Source organism: Streptomyces sp. WAC 04229 (assembly GCF_003947455.1).
Lineage (GTDB): Bacteria > Actinomycetota > Actinomycetes > Streptomycetales > Streptomycetaceae > Streptomyces.
On record NZ_QHJH01000048.1, the window covers coordinates 1 to 15,854 of the forward strand.

Below are 15,854 nucleotides of genomic sequence, written 5' to 3' on the forward strand. Positions count from 1 at the left end.
GTGCGATCCTGCGGGCGCCGCGGGTGCCCCCCCCGGTCCCTCCGGCCCGGGAGCCCGCGGCGACGCGTGAAGCGGCGTCCCTCGGCATCCCCGCGCCCGCCCCGGCAGGCGAGCCCGTGGGAGCGGCCGGCCACGCTCCCGAGCCGACGGCGGTGCAGGGGGCCGAGCCCCCGCTAGATCCCTGGGGCCGCTACGACCCCTGGGCCGCGTCGCCCGCCCCGGAGCCCCTCCAGCACAGCGGCAGGCCCCCGGGGGCGCCGGACGAGCGGCGCAGGGGGATCAGGAAGGCGCTGATCGGCGGAGCGCTGCTCATCGCGCTGATCTCCGGCACCGTGGGCGGCGCCATCGGCGTCTACCTGGAGCGCAACGGCGGCGTGGGCACCGTAGAGCTGCCGCAGGCCGGTGCGGAGTCCGCCGAGCGGGCGCCCGGCAGCGTCGCGGCGCTGGCCGGCCGCGCCCTGCCCAGCGTGGTGACCCTGCACGTCAGCGGCAGCGACGCCGCGGGCACCGGCACCGGCTTCGTGCTCGACGACCGCGGCCACATCCTGACCAACAACCACGTCGTGGACCCCGCCGGAGACGGCGGCGAGATAACGGTGACCTTCAACAGCGGCGACACCGCCGAGGCCACCGTCGTCGGCCGCGACAGCGGATACGACCTCGCCGTGGTGCGGGTGAAGGGCGTCAGCGGCCTCACCCCCATGCCCCTCGGCAACTCCGACAACGTCCGGGTCGGCGACCCCGTCGTGGCCATCGGCGCCCCCTTCGACCTCGCGGGCACGGTCACCTCCGGCATCATCAGCGCCAAGGAGCGCCCCATCACCGCCGGCGGCGAGGAGGGCGACGCCAGCGACGTGTCGTATGTCGACGCCCTCCAGACCGACGCACCCATCAACCCGGGCAACTCCGGCGGGCCCCTCCTGGACTCCCAGGGCCGGGCCATCGGCATCAACTCCGCCATCCGCTCCGCGGGCGGCGGCAGCGCCGAGTCGGACGGCGGCCAGTCCGGTTCCATAGGGCTCGGCTTCGCCATCCCCATCAACCAGGGCAAGCGCGTCGCCGAGGAACTGATCAACACCGGCAAGGCCAGCCACCCGGTCATCGGCATCACCCTCGACATGAACTACACGGGTGACGGCGCCCGGGTCGGCGCCGACGGATCGGCGGTCACCAAGGGCGGTGCGGGCGCCAAGGCCGGCCTCAAGCCGGGTGACGTGATCACCGCGGTGGACGGACAACGCGTCCACTCCGGCGAGGAACTGATCGTCAAGACCCGCGCCCACCGCCCCGGCGACCGCCTCGAACTCACCGTTGAACGCGGCGGCAAGGAAACAAAGGTCTCCCTGGTCCTCGGCTCCTCCGACGGCGACTGAGCGGAAGGCAAACAATTCGGAAAGCGCTCGCACACACGCACTCGGGACTCACGGGACGGTACCGGTCACGCGGGGTCGGCGGGTACCGTGGTGGCGGCCCGGACATCCCAAGGAGCTTCAGGTGTTCAATGACATAGGACCACTCGAGCTGGTCGCGCTCGTTGTTCTCGCCGTGCTCGTCTTCGGTCCGGACAAGCTCCCCAAGGTCATCCAGGACGTGACGCGCACCATCCGGAAGATCCGGGAGTTCTCGGACAGCGCCAAGCAGGACATCCGCCAGGAGCTGGGCCCCGAGTTCAAGGACTTCGAGTTCGAGGACCTCAACCCCAAGACGTTCATCCGCAAGCAGATGGAGAACGACGAGCTGGGGCTCAAGGAACTCCGCAACGGCTTCGACCTGAAGAAGGAGATGGCCGAGGTCACCGACGCGGTGCACAGCCGCGACACGGAGTCCTCGTCGTCCGGGTCCGCGTCCTCGTCCGGTCCGGGCGGCGGCCGCATCGACATGTCGAAGAAGCCCGAGAGGCCCGAGAAGCCCGCAGCCGAGGACCGCCCGCCCTTCGACGCCGACGCCACCTGAGCCCACCCGCCGCCGTACCGAGGGTGACGCGTCTCATACTCCGGACGGGGCGTACCGGGCCCGATGGCGGCCTCGGGGCGACCACGCGCCGGGCGCTTTCCCGGCTGCCGCCAGTGGTGTGGCTATGCTTCCCGAGTTGTTGTGCGGACCGGACGAGTGCGCCCGAAGGGGGGCGGGCCGTTCCGGCCCGACGAGCGCGAGGAGGCGTCCGGGCACATGGAGACGACGAGTCAGGCGGTCGCACAGGCGCCGGCCGCGGAGGGTGGACCACAGTCCCCGTCCGGCCGGCAGACGGTCGACGGCTACCTGAGTGCGCCCTTCCCGTGGTACGGCCTCGACGAGGCGTTCACGGGACCGCGCAGGCTGATGCAGCTCGGTACGGCGGCCGACGGCACCGTCGAGCACGGCTCGATCGGGCACGGCGACGAACCGTCGGTCCGCAACGAGCACGTCGCGGGCGACGAACAGGACGCCAAGGAGAAGTTCGCGGTCGTCGTGACCGTGGCGGCCAACCCGGACCGGCGCAGCGCCGACGGCACGGGCCTGCTGGAGGCGACCTCGGTCTCCTCGGCGGCCTGGCTCGCCGGCGTGGGCCTGCTGTCCTTCACCTGGCCCGGCCAGATGGACCACTCGCTGCGCGACGACTGGCTGGAGCAGCAGACGGAGACGGCCTGGGTCCTCGCGGACGACCTCGACGGCGAGGACTGGACGACCCTGTCGCTTCCCGTGGACGGCGTGCCGACGCCGTTCCACTACCGGGAGTCCGAGTTCGGCTGGGTCCTCGCGGGCTCCACCGAGCAGGGCGTGCACCTCGGCGCCTACGGCCGGGGCATGAGCGCGTACGGCCTGGCCTTCTCCGTGGTCAAGGACATCGCCGCCTACGTCTGACGCCCGGCGGCCGTCCGTACACGACGAGGGGCGCCGTCCCGCCGGACAGCGCCCCGGTCACCCCGCGGAGAGGGTCAGAACTTGTTCTTCGGCGTGATCCCCAGCGACAGGCCCGACAGGCCGCGCTGACGGCCGCCCAGCTTGCCCGCGATCGAGCGCAGGGCCGCGCCCGCCGGGGACTGCGGGTCGGACAGCACGACGGGCTTTCCCTCGTCGCCGCCCTCGCGGAGCCGGACGTCGATCGGGATGGCGCCGAGCACCGGCACGGAGGCTCCGGTGGTGCGGGTGAGGCCGTCGGCGACCGACTGGCCGCCGCCCGTGCCGAACACGTCGACCATCTCGCCGCAGTGCGGGCAGGGCAGGCCGGACATGTTCTCGACCACGCCGACGATCTTCTGGTGGGTCTGCACGGCGATGGCCCCGGCGCGCTCCGCCACCTCGGCTGCGGCCTGCTGAGGGGTCGTCACGACCAGGATCTCGGCGTTCGGCACCAGCTGGGCCACCGAGATCGCGATGTCACCGGTGCCGGGCGGCAGGTCGAGCAGCAGGACGTCCAGGTCGCCCCAGTACACGTCCGCCAGGAACTGCTGGAGCGCGCGGTGCAGCATCGGGCCGCGCCAGACGACCGGGGCGTTGCCCGGGGTGAACATGCCGATGGAGATGACCTTCACGCCGTTCGCCGACGGCGGCATGATCATGTTCTCGACCTGGGTGGGGCGTCCGTCGGCGCCCAGCATGCGCGGCACGGAGTGGCCGTAGATGTCGGCGTCGACGACCCCGACCTTGAGGCCGTCCGCAGCCATCGCCGCCGCCAGGTTCACCGTCACCGACGACTTGCCGACGCCGCCCTTGCCGGACGCGACCGCGTAGACCCGGGTCAGGCTGCCCGGCTTGGCGAAGGGGACCTCGCGCTCGGTCTGGCCGCCGCGCAGGGCGCTCGCCAGCTCCTTGCGCTGTTCGTCGCTCATCACGTCCAGCTCGACGTCGACGCGCGTGACGCCCTCGACCCGCGCGACCGCGTCGGTCACCCGCTGTGTGATGGTGTCCCGCATGGGGCAGCCGGAGACGGTCAGGTACACGGCGACCGCGACCGCTCCGTCCGCACCGATCTCCACCGACTTGACCATCCCGAGCTCGGTGATGGGCCGGTTGATCTCGGGGTCGTTCACCGTCGCCAGTGCTTCGCGCACCGCGTCTTCCGTAGCCATAGTGACGATGGTACGGCGCCGCACACCGGGCAGGGTAAGCCCCGTCAGCGGTCGTGTACGTCACGCCCCGGAGGGCGATCCGCCGGGAATACCCCGCGGTCGGGGTGGTGGCCGTTCTGCCGCTCCTCCAGGTCCCGGAGCACATCCTGCAGCTCGGAGCGGATCCAGTCCCTGGTGGCGACCTCGCCCAGGCCGATGCGGAGTGCCGCGATCTCCCGGGTCAGGTACTCGGTGTCCGCGATCGACCGCTCGTTCTGCTTGCGGTCCTGCTCGAGATTGACCCGGTCCCGGTCGTCCTGCCGGTTCTGCGCGAGCAGGATGAGAGGGGCCGCGTAGGAGGCCTGCAGCGAGAGCATCAGCGTCAGGAAGATGAACGGGTACTCGTCGAACCGCAGCCCGCTCGGCGCGGACACGTTCCACACCACCCACAGGATGATGACGACCGTCATCCAGACGATGAACCGCCCGGTGCCCAGGAACCGCGCGACCCGCTCCGAGAGCCGGCCGAAGGACTCCGGGTCCCACTCGGGCAGGATGCGGCGGCGCGGCGCGCGGGGCTGGTCCAGGCGGGCCCGGGAACGGGAGGCGGTGGCTCCCGACGCGGCCCGCTCCCGGGTCGCCGTCTCACGATCGGGCACCATCGGCGCTCCCCTCCTTCGCCGCCCCGGCCGGCTCGTCGAGGTGGTACTCCGTCTCCCGCCAGTCGTCGGGCAGCATGTGATCCAGTACGTCGTCCACGGTGACCGCGCCGAGCAGCGACCCGGAGTCGTCCACGACCGGTGCCGCGACCATGTCGTACGCGGCGAAGAACCCGGCGACGACGGGCAGCGCGGCGTCCGGGTCCAGGGGCCGCAGATCGTCGTCGAGGATCGACCCGACCAGGGTGTACGGGGGATCGCGCAGCAGGCGCTGGAAGTGGACGGTGCCCAGGTACTTGCCGGTCGGCGTCTCCTCCGGCGGCCGGCACACGTAGACCTGGGCGGCGTGCGCCGGGGACAGGTCGGGGTTGCGGATCCGGGCCAGCGCGTCGGCGACGGTCGCGTCGGGCCGCAGCACGATCGGCTCGGTGGTCATCAGACCGCCCGCCGTGTGCTCCTCGTAGGCCATCAGGCGCCGCATGTCGGCCGCGTCGTCCGGCTGCATCAGGCTCAGCAGCCGCTCCTTGTCCGCCTCGGGCAGCTCGCCGAGCAGGTCGGCCGCGTCGTCGGGGTCCATCGCCTCCAGCACGTCCGCGGCACGCTCCTCCTTCAGCTTGCCGAGGATCTCGATCTGGTCGTCCTCCGGCAGCTCCTCCAGTACGTCGGCCAGGCGGTCGTCGTCGAGGGCGGCGGCGACCTCCGCGCGGCGCTTGGCGGACAGGTGGTGCAGGACGTTGGCGAGGTCGGCGGGGCGCAGCTGCTCGAAGGTGGCGAGGAGGTTCTCGGCGCCCTGCCCGTGCTCCTCCACGGAGAAGCCGGTGACGCCGGACCACTCGACGGTGAGGGTCTCGCCCTTGGCCCGCCGGAAGGCGCCGCCCTTCCTGCCCTTGCGCACGAAGACCTTGTCGATCTCCCAGTCCCGGCGGGCCGGCAGCTGCTGCACCGACAGGTCGAGGACGGTCACCTCCTCGCCCGTCTCGGTGAGCGAGACCCGCCGGTCGAGCAGCTCGCCGAAGACGAGGCGCTCGGTGGGCCGCTGCTCGAAGCGCCGGACGTTGACCACTCCGGTGGTGATGACCTGGCCGGACTCGATGCCGGTGACGCGGGTCATGGGCAGGAAGATGCGGCGGCGGGTGGTGAGTTCGACGACCAGCCCGAGCACCCGCGGGGGTTTGCGGCCGACCCGGAGCATGACGACCAGGTCGCGCACCCGGCCCACCTGGTCGCCGGCCGGGTCGAACACGGCGATGCCGGAGAGATGGGAGACGAAGATCCGGGGGGCGCCCGCTGCCATGGCCGTGGCTCCTTTTCGTAAGCGTGCCTCAGAGTGCGTGGCTCAGAGTGCGTGACGGCTGATGCGTGACGGCTGATTCGTACGGTGTCTCTTTTCCGAATTGCCCGCTCGGACGGGCTTCAGGCTAGCCCGTCCCGATCGGCCGTGCCCTGGCGGCCGGTCCGGACGGACTGGCTCCGTTCGCCTTCCGGGGCCCCGGTACGCTGCGGTACGCCGCCCGGGCGGTCAGCCCGCCACCGGCGTCGTTCCACGTCGTGTCAGCCCCTGTCAGAAAGGCAGTTCCACCTGTGTCTGTGACTCCCCGGCGCCGTGTCCGCAGGGCCGCTCTCAAGGGCGTGGTGTGTGCCCTGGCCGCGGTGACGGGCGCGGGGCTGACGGGATGCGGGGGCGAGGACCCGGACGCGGGGACCAACGGCCTCGGGAAGCTCCCCGCCGACACGATCCAGACCAAGTCCCGCGCGGTGGCCCAGTCCGCCGAGGCGGTACGCCTGCACGGCACCGTGGCCGCCGGCGGGGGCACGTACCGCCTCGACATGCGGCTGAAGGCCGACGGAGGCACCGGCTCGGTCGCCGCCGAGGGGACGACGTTCGGACTGCTGCGCGTCGGGGAGCAGCTTTTCCTCAAGGCCGACGCCGGGTTCTGGAGCCACGACGGCGGCGACGCCAAGGCCGCCGAGAAGCTGGCCGGCAAGTACGTGAAGGTGCCGCAGGACGACCCCGTGTACAAGAAGTTCAGCGGCTTCACGGACAAGGACGTCCTCCTCGGAGGTCTGCTGACGCTGCACGGCGAGGTCAAGACCGACGGCCGGCACGAGCAGGCGGGCGTCCGCACCATCCGGATCACCGGCGACGACGGCGCCGGCGGCTCGCTCGACGTCTCCCTGGAGGGCGCGCCGTACCCGCTGCGGCTGGTGCGGGCGGGCAGCGCGGGCACGCTGAGCTTCTCGGACTGGAACAAGGACTTCGCACTCAAGGAGCCCCCGAAGGACGACACCCTGGACTACGGCAAGCAGCTCCCGTCGTCCTAGGGCCGGACAGGTCACGGGGCTGTGCGGCCCTACCGGCGGCGCCGCTTCAGCAGCAGGCGGGGGAGTCCGGCCGGTGCCGGGTTCCGGGTCGTCGCCGACGTGGGCAGGGGCGGCTCGGACAGCGCGTCGTCGGGCAGTGGTGCCGTGGTCCCGGTCGGTTCCAGCCGGAGCACCCGGCACTCGCGGGCCCAGCGGTCGGTCATCGCCTCGCCGTCGGGGGCGTTGAGGCGCTTGCCCTTGAGGTCGGCGACCGCGGCCTGCCACGCCTCGGAGCCGGAGGGCAGCTCCACGACCCGGGCGGTCCAGGTGACCAGCCGGCCGCCCTTGTCCTTGCTGCGCACCGTCACCTCGGCCGCGGCCCCGTCCGTCAGGCCCGGCAGCGGCTGCTCGCCGGGCCCGTCGCCGACGACGCAGGCCGCGCCCTCGTGCCAGACGTGCCAGAGCGCCCGGGCGGGCACCCCGGGGCCCTTGGCCCAGATGAGGCCGGACTTCTTCGTGGCCTCCTCGACGAGGGCCTGGTCGAGCAGCTCGCGTGTCATGCGGTCAGCCTATCCAGCGCCCGCCCGCCCCGGTCAGAGCCAGCCGTTGCGCTTGAGTGTGCGGTGGATGCCCAGGCAGAGGACGACGGTGACGGACAGGACCAGCGGATACCCGAACTTCCAGTGGGTCTCCGGCATGTAGTCGAAGTTCATCCCGTACACCCCGCACACCATCGTCGGTACGGCGATGATCGCCGCCCACGAGGTGATCTTGCGCATGTCCTCGTTCTGCGCGACGGACGCCTGGGCGAGGTTGGCCTGGAGGATGGAGTTCAGCAGCTCGTCGAAGCCCACGACCTGTTCCTGCACCCGGGCCACGTGGTCGGCGACGTCCCGGAAGTACTTCTGGATCTCGGGGTCGATCAGCCGCATCGGCCGCTCGCTCAGCAGCAGCATGGGGCGCAGCAGCGGCGCCACCGCCCGCTTGAACTCCAGCACCTCGCGCTTGAGTTGGTAGATCCGGCCGGCGTCCGTTCCGCGCGGGCTGCCCTTGCGGCCCGGCGAGAACACCTCCGTCTCGACCTCGTCGATGTCGTCCTGCACCGCGTCGGCGACCGCGATGTAGCCGTCCACGACGTGGTCGGCGATGGCGTGCAGCACCGCCGAGGGGCCCTTGAGCAGCAGCTCGGGGTCCTCCTGGAGCCGGTGCCGCAGCGCCCGCAGCGAGCCCTTGCCGCCGTGCCGGACGGTGATGAAGAAGTCCCGCCCGGTGAAGCACATGACCTCGCCGGTCTCGACGACCTCGCTGCTGGCGGTCAGCTCGTCGTGGTCGACGTAGTGGATGGTCTTGAAGACCGTGAACAGGGAGTCGTCGTACCGCTCCAGCTTGGGCCGCTGGTGGGCCTGGACGGCGTCCTCCACGGCCAGCGGGTGCAGCCCGAACTCCCGGGCGATACCGGCGAACTCGTCCTCCGTGGGCTCGTGCAGACCGATCCACACGAAGCCGCCGTCGCGGCGCACCTGGCGCATCGCCGTGTGCGGGGTCAGCGGCGTCTCCGTCTCGACGCGGGCACCGTCGCGGTAGACGGCGCAGTCGACGACGGCGGACGGGTTGCCCGGGTCGCGGGTGGTGTCGTAGGCGCCGTTGTCCTTGCGCAGAGAGACGCGGGACGGGCGGACCGCGGCGCGCAGGTCACGGATCATCGACATGGCAGGCTCCTTCGCGACGGGCAGCGAACGGGGCCGGAGACGGGTGGAACCGCCCGGAATGGGGACGTCCTGGCTACGCGTGCTCGGCGCGTCCACAAAGCGGGGGGCACCGCACCGTCGCGGTGGCCGGCTTCGCTGCTGATTCAGCTGCTGACACGGATCGACGCGAGGGGCGTCGAGGGATCGGATCAGGCACTACGAGACGAAGTGCTCTTCCGCGGGAAGGGCGCGCGGACGGAAAGCGGCAGCGGCGGGAACCGGAACAGCTGCGTCAGTGGCCGGAAGAGCGGGTGGTACTGCACGGTCGACTTCGGTCCATGCCGCCCACCTCCTCCGGCCGGTCCCTCGTGAGGGACGATCCATACCCCTTGTTTGGAGGGGTTCCCCGTAGGGGAGTCTTCATAGCGTCGGGTGCTTGATCGCGATGCGCTGAGCGCTGCCCCGAACCGCTGGCCCAGAGTACCAGTCACCCAAGGTGTCAAGGCGCCGCTTTGCCGGTTCACGACGAGTTCTATGCTCGCCGCATGGCTGATGTTCTTCCTCTGGTGGAAGCCCGGTTGCGCAGCGCGCTGGGCGAACCGGACGCACGCGCGGCGGTCACCTTCCTCGGCACCGACCGCATCGAGGTGCTGCGCTTTCCCGCCGCGGGCCAGGAGGGCGACATCGTCCGCTATGCCACCCTCGGCATGGCGGCGCAGCCCATGGCGGACCCCACGGCCCCGCTCGCCGACCCCGTCAAGGGGCCCCGCGCCGAGCTGGTGCTCTCCGTCCGGGCCGGCCTCGCCGACACCGGCAAGGTGCTGCGGCCGCTCGCGGTGCTGGCGGCCTCCCCGCAGGTCGAGGGCGTGATCGTGGCGCCGGGCGCCTCGCTGGACGTGGGGGAGGCGCTGTGGCCCGGGGCGCCGTTCACCTCGGTCCTGGTCGCCGAGCCGGGCGGCCTGGTCGAGGACCTGGAGCTGGACGCCCCGCTGGACCCCGTACGGTTCTTGCCGCTGCTGCCGATGACGCCGAACGAGGCGGCCTGGAAGCGCGTGCACGGCGCGCAGGCCCTCCAGGAGCGCTGGCTGACGCACGGGACGGACCTGCGCGATCCGTCCCGCAGGTCCGTCCCACTGGAGTGACGGAACTCACCAAGTGAGCCTCCCCGCTCCTCAGTTGGCGAAGACGGTGACGCTGTCCTCGGTGGCGTGCCCGGTCTCCAGCTCCGTCGCCTCGTGGGTGAGCGCCCGGCGCCGTACGAGGACCACGACCGCGCCCAGCACGGCGGTGACGGCCGCCACCACGAACGGCATGTGGATGTCGGTCCACTCCTCGATCTTCGGCGCGAAGTAGGGCGCGGCCGCCGCCGCGAACCAGCGCACGAAGTTGTACCCGGCGCTCGCCACCGGCCGCGGCGCGTCCGACACCCCGAGGGCCAGCTCGGTGTAGACGGTGTTGTTCACGCCGATGAACGCGCCGGACAGGATCGTGCAGACGATCGCGGTGGTGTGGTCGCCGTAGCCGAGGACCAGTACGTCGGCCGCGAGCAGCACCAGTGAGCCGCCGAGCACCTTCAGCGAGCCGAACCGCTTCTGCATGCGCGGTGCCACGAGGACCGAGAAGACGGCGAGCAGCACACCCCAGGCGAAGAAGACCGCGCCGGACTTGTACGGGGTCATGTTCAGCACGAACGGGGTGAAGGCCAGCACCGTGAAGAACGTGTAGTTGTAGAAGAAGGCCGAGACCGCGGCGGAGGCGAGGCCGCCGTGGCCGAGCGCCCTGATCGGGTCGAGCAGGGACGTCTTGCGGGCCGGCTTCGGCTGTTCCTTGAGGAACACGGTGATGCACAGGAAGCCGATCGCCATCAGGAAGGCCGTGCCGAAGAACGGGTAGCGCCAGCTGGCGTCGCCGAGCAGTGCGCCGAGCAGCGGGCCGCACGCCATGCCGAGGCCGAGCGCGGACTCGTAGAGCAGGATCGCCGCCGCGCTGCCCCCGGCCGCGGCGCCGACGATGACGGCGAGGGCGGTCGAGACGAACAGCGCGTTGCCCAGGCCCCAGCCGGCCCGGTAGCCGACGAGCTGGCCGACCGTGTCGGAGGTGCCCGCGAGGCCCGCGAAGACCACGACGAAGGCCAGCCCGAGCAGCAGGGTCTTGCGTCCGCCGATGCGGCTGGAGACGAAGCCGGTGACCAGCATCGCGAGCGCGGTGATGAGGAAGTACGAGGTGAACAGCAGGGAGACCTGGCCGGCGCTCGCGTCCAGGCCCTTCGCGATGGACGGCAGGATCGGGTCGACGAGCCCGATGCCCATGAAGGCCACGACGGACGCGCCGGCCGTCGCCCACACCGCCTTGGGCTGTCGCAGGATGCCGCCCGCACCCGCGTCGAAGGGGTCCATGCCAGTGCTCCAATGCCGACGAGATGGTTGGTGTTTACACATACTAAGTTAGGTCTGCTAAATAATGCAACGTACACTTAATTTTGCGAGTCCAGGCCCGGGGCGCGGGCTTCCCTCCGGATGGGTGATCGTCCTTGACGTGGGGGAGTGAGGGTAGGACCGTGGGGCCGTATGAGGGGCGAACCCAGTTGCCCGAAGTGTGGTGGCCGGGTCAGGGCTCCCGGTCTCTTCGCCGATTCCTGGCAGTGCGACCTGCACGGCACCGTGCATCCGCTCCAGCCCGTGCTCCCGCCCAGCGTCGAGGCGCTCGGTGTCGTGGTGCACCGCACCCAGGTGCCGGTCTGGATGCCCTGGCCGCTGCCGGTCGGCTGGCTGTTCACCGGGGTGGCCTGCGCGGGCGACGACCGCACCGGTGGCCGCGCGACCGCGGTGGCCTGTTCCGGACCGGGGCCGCTCGGCGGCATCGGTGAGCTGATCCTGATCGCCGAGGAACTCGGTGTCGGTCTGGGCGCGCGCTACGCCGGCCTCGACGCCCCCGACCCGGGGCCGTACATGAACGTGGAGAAGCCGCCCCAGGCCAAGGTCCTGGCCGCCGGCCGCCCGACCCCCCTCTGGCACGTCTCGGGCGGACCCGTCGACCGCGCGGTCTTCGCCGGGGAGGCCCTGGGCATGTGGCTGTGGGCCGTCGTGTGGCCCGAGCGGTCGGGGCTGCTGATGTACGAGGAACTGGTGCTGACCGACCTGCGGGACGCCGGCGCCGAGATCGACCTGGTGCCGTGCGGGGCCCTGTCGCCCCGCCTGATCCAGCCCTAGGTCCTGCCCTGGGCGCCTCGGCGCGGGCCCGGTGTAGGGGGTGCTGGGCCGCCGCGGCTGTGACAGGGCGGGGTGCGGCACCGGTTATCCTGGAGCGTCCCCTCCTTGTCCTCGAGCGTCCTTTTCCGTCCCGCCACCGTTTGGAGTCAGCGTCGTGCGCATCGATCTGCACACCCACTCCACCGCGTCCGACGGCACGGACACCCCGGCCCAGCTGGTGCGCAAGGCCGCCACGGCCGGTCTGGACGTCGTCGCGCTGACCGACCATGACACCACCCGCGGCCACGCCGAGGCCCTCGCCGCGCTGCCCGAGGGGCTGACCCTGGTCACCGGGGCCGAGCTCTCCTGCCGGCTCGACGGCGTCAGCATGCACATGCTGGCCTACCTCTTCGACCCCGAGGAGCCCGCCCTGCTCGCCGAGCGCGAGCTGGTCCGCGACGACCGCGTTCCGCGGGCCCGTGGCATGGTCGAGAAGCTCAACGGCCTGGGTGTGCCCGTCACCTGGGAGCAGGTCGCCCGCATCGCCGGCGACGGTTCGGTCGGGCGGCCGCACGTGGCCACCGCGCTGGTGGAACTCGGCGTGGTGCCGACGGTGGGCGACGCCTTCACGGCGGACTGGCTGGCCGACGGCGGCCGGGCCTTCGTCGAGAAGCACGAGACCGACCCCTTCGAGGCGCTCCGGCTGATCAAGGGGGCCGGCGGGGTCGCCGTCTTCGCGCATCCGGCCGCCGTCAAGCGGGGCCGCACCGTGCCGGAGGCCGCGATCGCCGACCTGGCCGCCGCCGGGCTCGACGGCATCGAGGTCGACCACATGGACCACGACGCGGACACCCGGGCACGGCTGCGCGGGGTCGCGAAGGAGCTGGGGCTCCTGACGACCGGCTCCAGCGACTACCACGGCAGCCGGAAGACCTGCGTGCTCGGCCAGTACACGACCGACCCCGAGGTGTACGGGGAGATCACACGACGGGCGTTCGGGGCGTTCCCCGTGCCGGGGGCCGGCGGGGCCTGAGCCTCACCTCTCGCGACCCGACCCCTCTCCCGTCCTCTCTCGCAAGGCCAGTAGCTCACCCATGTTCGACCTCGCCGTCTTCGGCTCCCTCTTCCTGACCCTCTTCGTCATCATGGACCCCCCGGGGATCACCCCGATCTTCCTCGCGCTGACCTCCGGGCGCCCCGCCAAGGTGCAACGGCGGATGGCCCTCCAGGCGGTCTGCGTCGCCGGTGGCGTGATCACCGTGTTCGGTCTGCTCGGGCACCAGATCCTGGACTACCTGCACGTGTCCGTCCCCGCCCTGATGATCGCGGGCGGGCTGCTGCTCCTGCTGATCGCCCTCGACCTGCTCACCGGCAAGACGGACGAGCCGAAGCAGACCAAGGACGTCAACGTGGCGCTGGTGCCGCTGGGCATGCCCCTGCTCGCCGGGCCCGGGGCGATCGTGTCGGTCATCCTCGCCGTGCAGAAGGCGGACGGGGTGACCGGCCAGGTCTCGGTGTGGGCGGCGATCCTCGCCATCCACGTGGTGCTGTGGCTGGTGATGCGGTACTCGCTGCTGATCATCCGCGTCATCAAGGACGGCGGCGTGGTCCTCGTGACCCGGCTCGCGGGCATGATGCTCTCCGCGATCGCGGTCCAGCAGATCATCAACGGTGTCACGCAGGTGATCCAGAACGCCTGAGCACCCGACGCGCACGGGGCCCCCGTACGGCGTTCCGTACGGGGGCCCCGGGTGTGTGTGAAGGGTCCGCGCTACAAGGCCGAGGGTTCGGCGGGGCGGATCCACAGGCGCTGTCCGATGGCGGCGGCCTGCTGGACGATCCGGTTTACGGAGGCGGCGTCCACGACTGTCGTGTCGACGGGAGTCCCGTCGACGTCGTCGAGTCGCATGACTTCAAAGCGCATGGCCTCTCCCTTGATCTGGTCATCCTCCTGAGGAGAACTACTGGTGTGGCTCCTGGGTCGTCGGTGCCCGGGCTTCCGTAGGAGTCAACGGGATGCCCGATGCAAACATTCCCTACGCTAAGGAAATTTTTCGAACGACTAATTACTGACAGGTAAGCGGCTTGTTGCCGTGCTACAAGTGTCCGTTACAAGACTGACCGGGACCAGTTGTGTTCGTAGCGTGACCGCCGGGACAATGGAGGCGATGAACGCCGACCTCGCGTCCTTGAACGCTCGTATCGACCGCACCAACGAGCTGCTGCTGCGCATGCTCGCCGAGGTGGCGAAGACGCCCTCGACCCACGCGATCTTCGTCGACGCCGGATACCTGTACGCGGCGGCGGGGCGGCTGGTGACCGGGACCGAGGACCGCCGGGCCTTCGATCTGGACGCCGAGGGCCTGATCGAGGCGCTCATCGACAAGGCGCGCACCATCTTCGCGGACAGCCGCCTGCTCCGCGTCTACTGGTACGACGGCGCCCGCCGCCGCATCCACACCGCCGAGCAGCAGTCCATCGCCGAACTGCCGGACGTCAAGGTGCGCCTGGGCAACCTCAACGCCAACAACCAGCAGAAGGGCGTCGACTCACTCATCCGCTCCGACCTGGAGTCCCTCGCCCGGTACCGCGCCATCAGCGACGCGGCACTGCTCGGCGGCGACGAGGACCTGGTCTCGGCGGTCGAGGCGGCGCAGGGATACGGCGCCCGCGTCCACCTGTGGGGCATCGAGGCGCCCGACGGCCGCAACCAGGCCGACCCGCTGCTCTGGGAGGTCGACAGCCAGCGCACCTTCGACCTGGAGTTCTTCAAGCCGTACGTCTCCCGGCGCGCGGCCCAGGCCTTCGACGCGGCGGGCACCCGGCCGGCCCGCGAGGACGTCCGCTTCGTGGGCGCGCAGATCGCGGCGAAGTGGCTCGCCGCCCGCGGCCGCGACACCCTGCTGGAACTCCTCCCCGGCCACCCCTACCTCCCCGGCTCGGTCGACCAGGACCTGCTGGTGGAGGCCGAGGGCCTGCTCCAGTACTCGCTGCGCGGCCAGGCCGACCTGAGACGGGCCCTGCGGGACGGCTTCTGGGAGCACCTGCGGGCGCAGTACTAGGGTCCGGCCTCCGCGGAGCGCCGGGGGAGGCCGTCCCAGAAGTCGGCGAGCGCGCGGGCGGTCGGCAGGGGCTGGTCGGTGTTGGGGGAGTGCTCGGCGCCGGCGATCACGGTCCGGCGCGCGTCCAGGCGTAGAGCCATCTCGTCCAGAAGAGGGACGGGCCAGGTGTCGTCGTAGGCACCGGACAGCACGTGGTACGGCAGCGCCAGCGCGGCCAGCTCCGCGACCCGGTCCGGCTCCGTGCACAACTGCCTCCCCGTCGCGCGCAGTTGGGCGGGGCTGGTGCCCAGCCAGCGCTCGCGCAGCCGCTCCGGGTCCTCCGGGCCGTGGGCGGGGGCCGGGGCACCGACCTCCTCGGGCGGCCCCATGGCCTGCATCACCTGCCAGACCTCGGCCATCGTCATGGTGTCGAGCGCGTCCCGCAGCAGCTTCACGCGCAGCCGCTGGGACTCGGAGATCCGCGCCGGGCCCGAGGAGACCAGCGTGAGGGAGACGAAGGGGGCGTGGTCGAGCAGGACGGCGGCCCGCGCGATCTGGCCGCCGAGGGAGTGCCCGACGAGATGGACGCGCGTCCCGAGGGCGGCGACCTGCGCGAGCACGTCCCGGGCCAGTTCGGGGCGCGCGTAGCCGGCCTCGTCGTCCTCGGGGCCGTCCGACTCGTACTGCCCCCGCCCGTCGACGGCGACCGTACGGTACCCGCGTGCCCCCAGCGGTGCGTGCAGCAGCGTGAAGTCCTCCTTGCTGCCGGTGAACCCGGGCAGCATCAGGACCGTTCCCCGCGCCGCCACCCCGTCGGCCACGGGGGAGTCGACGACGGCGAACTCACCGCGCGCGGTGGACATCCGGTACGCGCGGGCGCCCGGCGGTGGACTGAAGGCGGCGTTCCTGCTCACGGGCAGAGGTTATCGGTCGTCGGCGCGCGGGAACG

General features: G+C 71.6%; 17 protein-coding genes. 9 read left to right on the plus strand and 8 right to left on the minus strand.

Annotated elements, in window-relative coordinates; genetic code table 11:
• From DMH12_RS15745 to DMH12_RS15755, 3 genes are all read left to right on the plus strand, one after another.
• On the plus strand, positions 1 to 1,373 hold a 1,373-nt coding region (locus tag DMH12_RS15745; protein WP_260474221.1), incomplete at its 5' end, for a S1C family serine protease.
• Positions 1,374 to 1,494: 121 nt separating this feature from the next.
• On the plus strand, positions 1,495 to 1,953 hold the full coding sequence (locus DMH12_RS15750; RefSeq protein ID WP_125492206.1) for a sec-independent translocase: 459 nt from the start codon (positions 1,495 to 1,497) through the stop codon (positions 1,951 to 1,953).
• A 216-nt stretch (positions 1,954 to 2,169) separates the two neighbouring features.
• Positions 2,170 to 2,841 carry a hypothetical protein gene (locus tag DMH12_RS15755; RefSeq protein ID WP_161331888.1) on the plus strand — a complete coding sequence of 224 codons (672 nt, stop codon included), beginning with the start codon at positions 2,170 to 2,172 and terminating at the stop codon, positions 2,839 to 2,841.
• 74 nt (positions 2,842 to 2,915) lie between these two features.
• On the opposite strand, the gene DMH12_RS15760 is transcribed toward DMH12_RS15755, so the two are convergent.
• The 3 genes from DMH12_RS15760 to DMH12_RS15770 are packed head-to-tail and all read right to left on the minus strand — an operon-like array spanning position 2,916 to position 5,981.
• Positions 2,916 to 4,049, minus strand: coding sequence for an Mrp/NBP35 family ATP-binding protein (locus tag DMH12_RS15760; protein ID WP_125492208.1), 1,134 nt, complete (start codon positions 4,047 to 4,049; stop codon positions 2,916 to 2,918).
• A gap of 44 nt (positions 4,050 to 4,093) precedes the next feature.
• Positions 4,094 to 4,690 (minus strand): DUF1003 domain-containing protein, encoded by a 597-nt coding sequence (locus DMH12_RS15765; RefSeq protein WP_185832339.1) that lies wholly within the window; start codon positions 4,688 to 4,690, stop codon positions 4,094 to 4,096.
• A complete protein-coding gene (locus DMH12_RS15770) occupies positions 4,674 to 5,981 on the minus strand; it encodes a magnesium transporter MgtE N-terminal domain-containing protein (RefSeq protein WP_125492209.1) in 1,308 nt (435 codons plus the stop codon). Before DMH12_RS15770 ends, DMH12_RS15765 begins: the two co-directional genes overlap by 17 nt.
• A gap of 287 nt (positions 5,982 to 6,268) precedes the next feature.
• Here DMH12_RS15770 and DMH12_RS15775 point away from each other — a divergent pair, with 287 nt between their 5' ends.
• On the plus strand, positions 6,269 to 7,009 hold the full coding sequence (locus DMH12_RS15775; RefSeq protein WP_185832340.1) for a hypothetical protein: 741 nt from the start codon (positions 6,269 to 6,271) through the stop codon (positions 7,007 to 7,009).
• Positions 7,010 to 7,038: 29 nt separating this feature from the next.
• On the opposite strand, the gene DMH12_RS15780 is transcribed toward DMH12_RS15775, so the two are convergent.
• Complete coding sequence (locus tag DMH12_RS15780; RefSeq protein ID WP_125492210.1) at positions 7,039 to 7,548, minus strand: hypothetical protein; 510 nt, start codon at positions 7,546 to 7,548, stop codon at positions 7,039 to 7,041.
• 33 nt (positions 7,549 to 7,581) lie between these two features.
• Complete coding sequence (locus tag DMH12_RS15785) at positions 7,582 to 8,697, minus strand: magnesium and cobalt transport protein CorA (RefSeq protein ID WP_125492211.1); 1,116 nt, start codon at positions 8,695 to 8,697, stop codon at positions 7,582 to 7,584.
• Between the two features lie 524 nt (positions 8,698 to 9,221).
• Here DMH12_RS15785 and DMH12_RS15790 point away from each other — a divergent pair.
• Positions 9,222 to 9,818, plus strand: coding sequence for a suppressor of fused domain protein (locus DMH12_RS15790; RefSeq protein ID WP_125492212.1), 597 nt, complete (start codon positions 9,222 to 9,224; stop codon positions 9,816 to 9,818).
• 30 nt (positions 9,819 to 9,848) lie between these two features.
• Here DMH12_RS15790 and DMH12_RS15795 read toward each other — a convergent pair whose 3' ends face one another.
• Positions 9,849 to 11,072 carry an MFS transporter gene (locus tag DMH12_RS15795; protein ID WP_125492213.1) on the minus strand — a complete coding sequence of 408 codons (1,224 nt, stop codon included), beginning with the start codon at positions 11,070 to 11,072 and terminating at the stop codon, positions 9,849 to 9,851.
• A gap of 171 nt (positions 11,073 to 11,243) precedes the next feature.
• On the opposite strand from DMH12_RS15795, the gene DMH12_RS15800 reads away from it, so the two are divergent.
• The 3 genes from DMH12_RS15800 (at position 11,244) to DMH12_RS15810 (ending at position 13,564) form a co-directional block, all read left to right on the plus strand.
• Positions 11,244 to 11,885, plus strand: coding sequence for a DUF6758 family protein (locus tag DMH12_RS15800; protein WP_125492214.1), 642 nt, complete (start codon positions 11,244 to 11,246; stop codon positions 11,883 to 11,885).
• Between the two features lie 154 nt (positions 11,886 to 12,039).
• Positions 12,040 to 12,897, plus strand: coding sequence for a PHP domain-containing protein (locus DMH12_RS15805; protein WP_125492215.1), 858 nt, complete (start codon positions 12,040 to 12,042; stop codon positions 12,895 to 12,897).
• A gap of 61 nt (positions 12,898 to 12,958) precedes the next feature.
• Positions 12,959 to 13,564 carry a MarC family protein gene (locus tag DMH12_RS15810; protein WP_064729696.1) on the plus strand — a complete coding sequence of 202 codons (606 nt, stop codon included), beginning with the start codon at positions 12,959 to 12,961 and terminating at the stop codon, positions 13,562 to 13,564.
• 71 nt (positions 13,565 to 13,635) lie between these two features.
• On the opposite strand, the gene DMH12_RS15815 is transcribed toward DMH12_RS15810, so the two are convergent.
• A complete protein-coding gene (locus tag DMH12_RS15815) occupies positions 13,636 to 13,788 on the minus strand; it encodes a hypothetical protein (RefSeq protein ID WP_087807363.1) in 153 nt (50 codons plus the stop codon).
• A gap of 244 nt (positions 13,789 to 14,032) precedes the next feature.
• On the opposite strand from DMH12_RS15815, the gene DMH12_RS15820 reads away from it, so the two are divergent.
• Positions 14,033 to 14,926 (plus strand): NYN domain-containing protein, encoded by an 894-nt coding sequence (locus tag DMH12_RS15820; protein ID WP_185832342.1) that lies wholly within the window; start codon positions 14,033 to 14,035, stop codon positions 14,924 to 14,926.
• On the opposite strand, the gene DMH12_RS15825 is transcribed toward DMH12_RS15820, so the two are convergent.
• Positions 14,923 to 15,819 (minus strand): alpha/beta fold hydrolase, encoded by an 897-nt coding sequence (locus tag DMH12_RS15825; RefSeq protein WP_125492216.1) that lies wholly within the window; start codon positions 15,817 to 15,819, stop codon positions 14,923 to 14,925. The genes DMH12_RS15820 and DMH12_RS15825 overlap by 4 nt on opposite strands.
• Between the last annotated feature and the right edge of the window lie 35 nt (positions 15,820 to 15,854).

Coding starts and splice junctions, on each gene's coding strand:
- DMH12_RS15815 (WP_087807363.1), bottom strand. CDS start 13,788: ATGCGCTTTGAAGTCATGCGACTCGACGACGTCGACGGGACTCCCGTC.
- DMH12_RS15795 (WP_125492213.1), bottom strand. CDS start 11,072: ATGGACCCCTTCGACGCGGGTGCGGGCGGCATCCTGCGACAGCCCAAG.
- DMH12_RS15765 (WP_185832339.1), bottom strand. CDS start 4,690: ATGGTGCCCGATCGTGAGACGGCGACCCGGGAGCGGGCCGCGTCGGGA.
- DMH12_RS15760 (WP_125492208.1), bottom strand. CDS start 4,049: ATGGCTACGGAAGACGCGGTGCGCGAAGCACTGGCGACGGTGAACGAC.
- DMH12_RS15800 (WP_125492214.1), top strand. CDS start 11,244: ATGAGGGGCGAACCCAGTTGCCCGAAGTGTGGTGGCCGGGTCAGGGCT.
- DMH12_RS15755 (WP_161331888.1), top strand. CDS start 2,170: ATGGAGACGACGAGTCAGGCGGTCGCACAGGCGCCGGCCGCGGAGGGT.
- DMH12_RS15780 (WP_125492210.1), bottom strand. CDS start 7,548: ATGACACGCGAGCTGCTCGACCAGGCCCTCGTCGAGGAGGCCACGAAG.
- DMH12_RS15770 (WP_125492209.1), bottom strand. CDS start 5,981: ATGGCAGCGGGCGCCCCCCGGATCTTCGTCTCCCATCTCTCCGGCATC.
- DMH12_RS15810 (WP_064729696.1), top strand. CDS start 12,959: ATGTTCGACCTCGCCGTCTTCGGCTCCCTCTTCCTGACCCTCTTCGTC.
- DMH12_RS15820 (WP_185832342.1), top strand. CDS start 14,033: ATGAACGCCGACCTCGCGTCCTTGAACGCTCGTATCGACCGCACCAAC.
- DMH12_RS15790 (WP_125492212.1), top strand. CDS start 9,222: ATGGCTGATGTTCTTCCTCTGGTGGAAGCCCGGTTGCGCAGCGCGCTG.
- DMH12_RS15785 (WP_125492211.1), bottom strand. CDS start 8,697: ATGTCGATGATCCGTGACCTGCGCGCCGCGGTCCGCCCGTCCCGCGTC.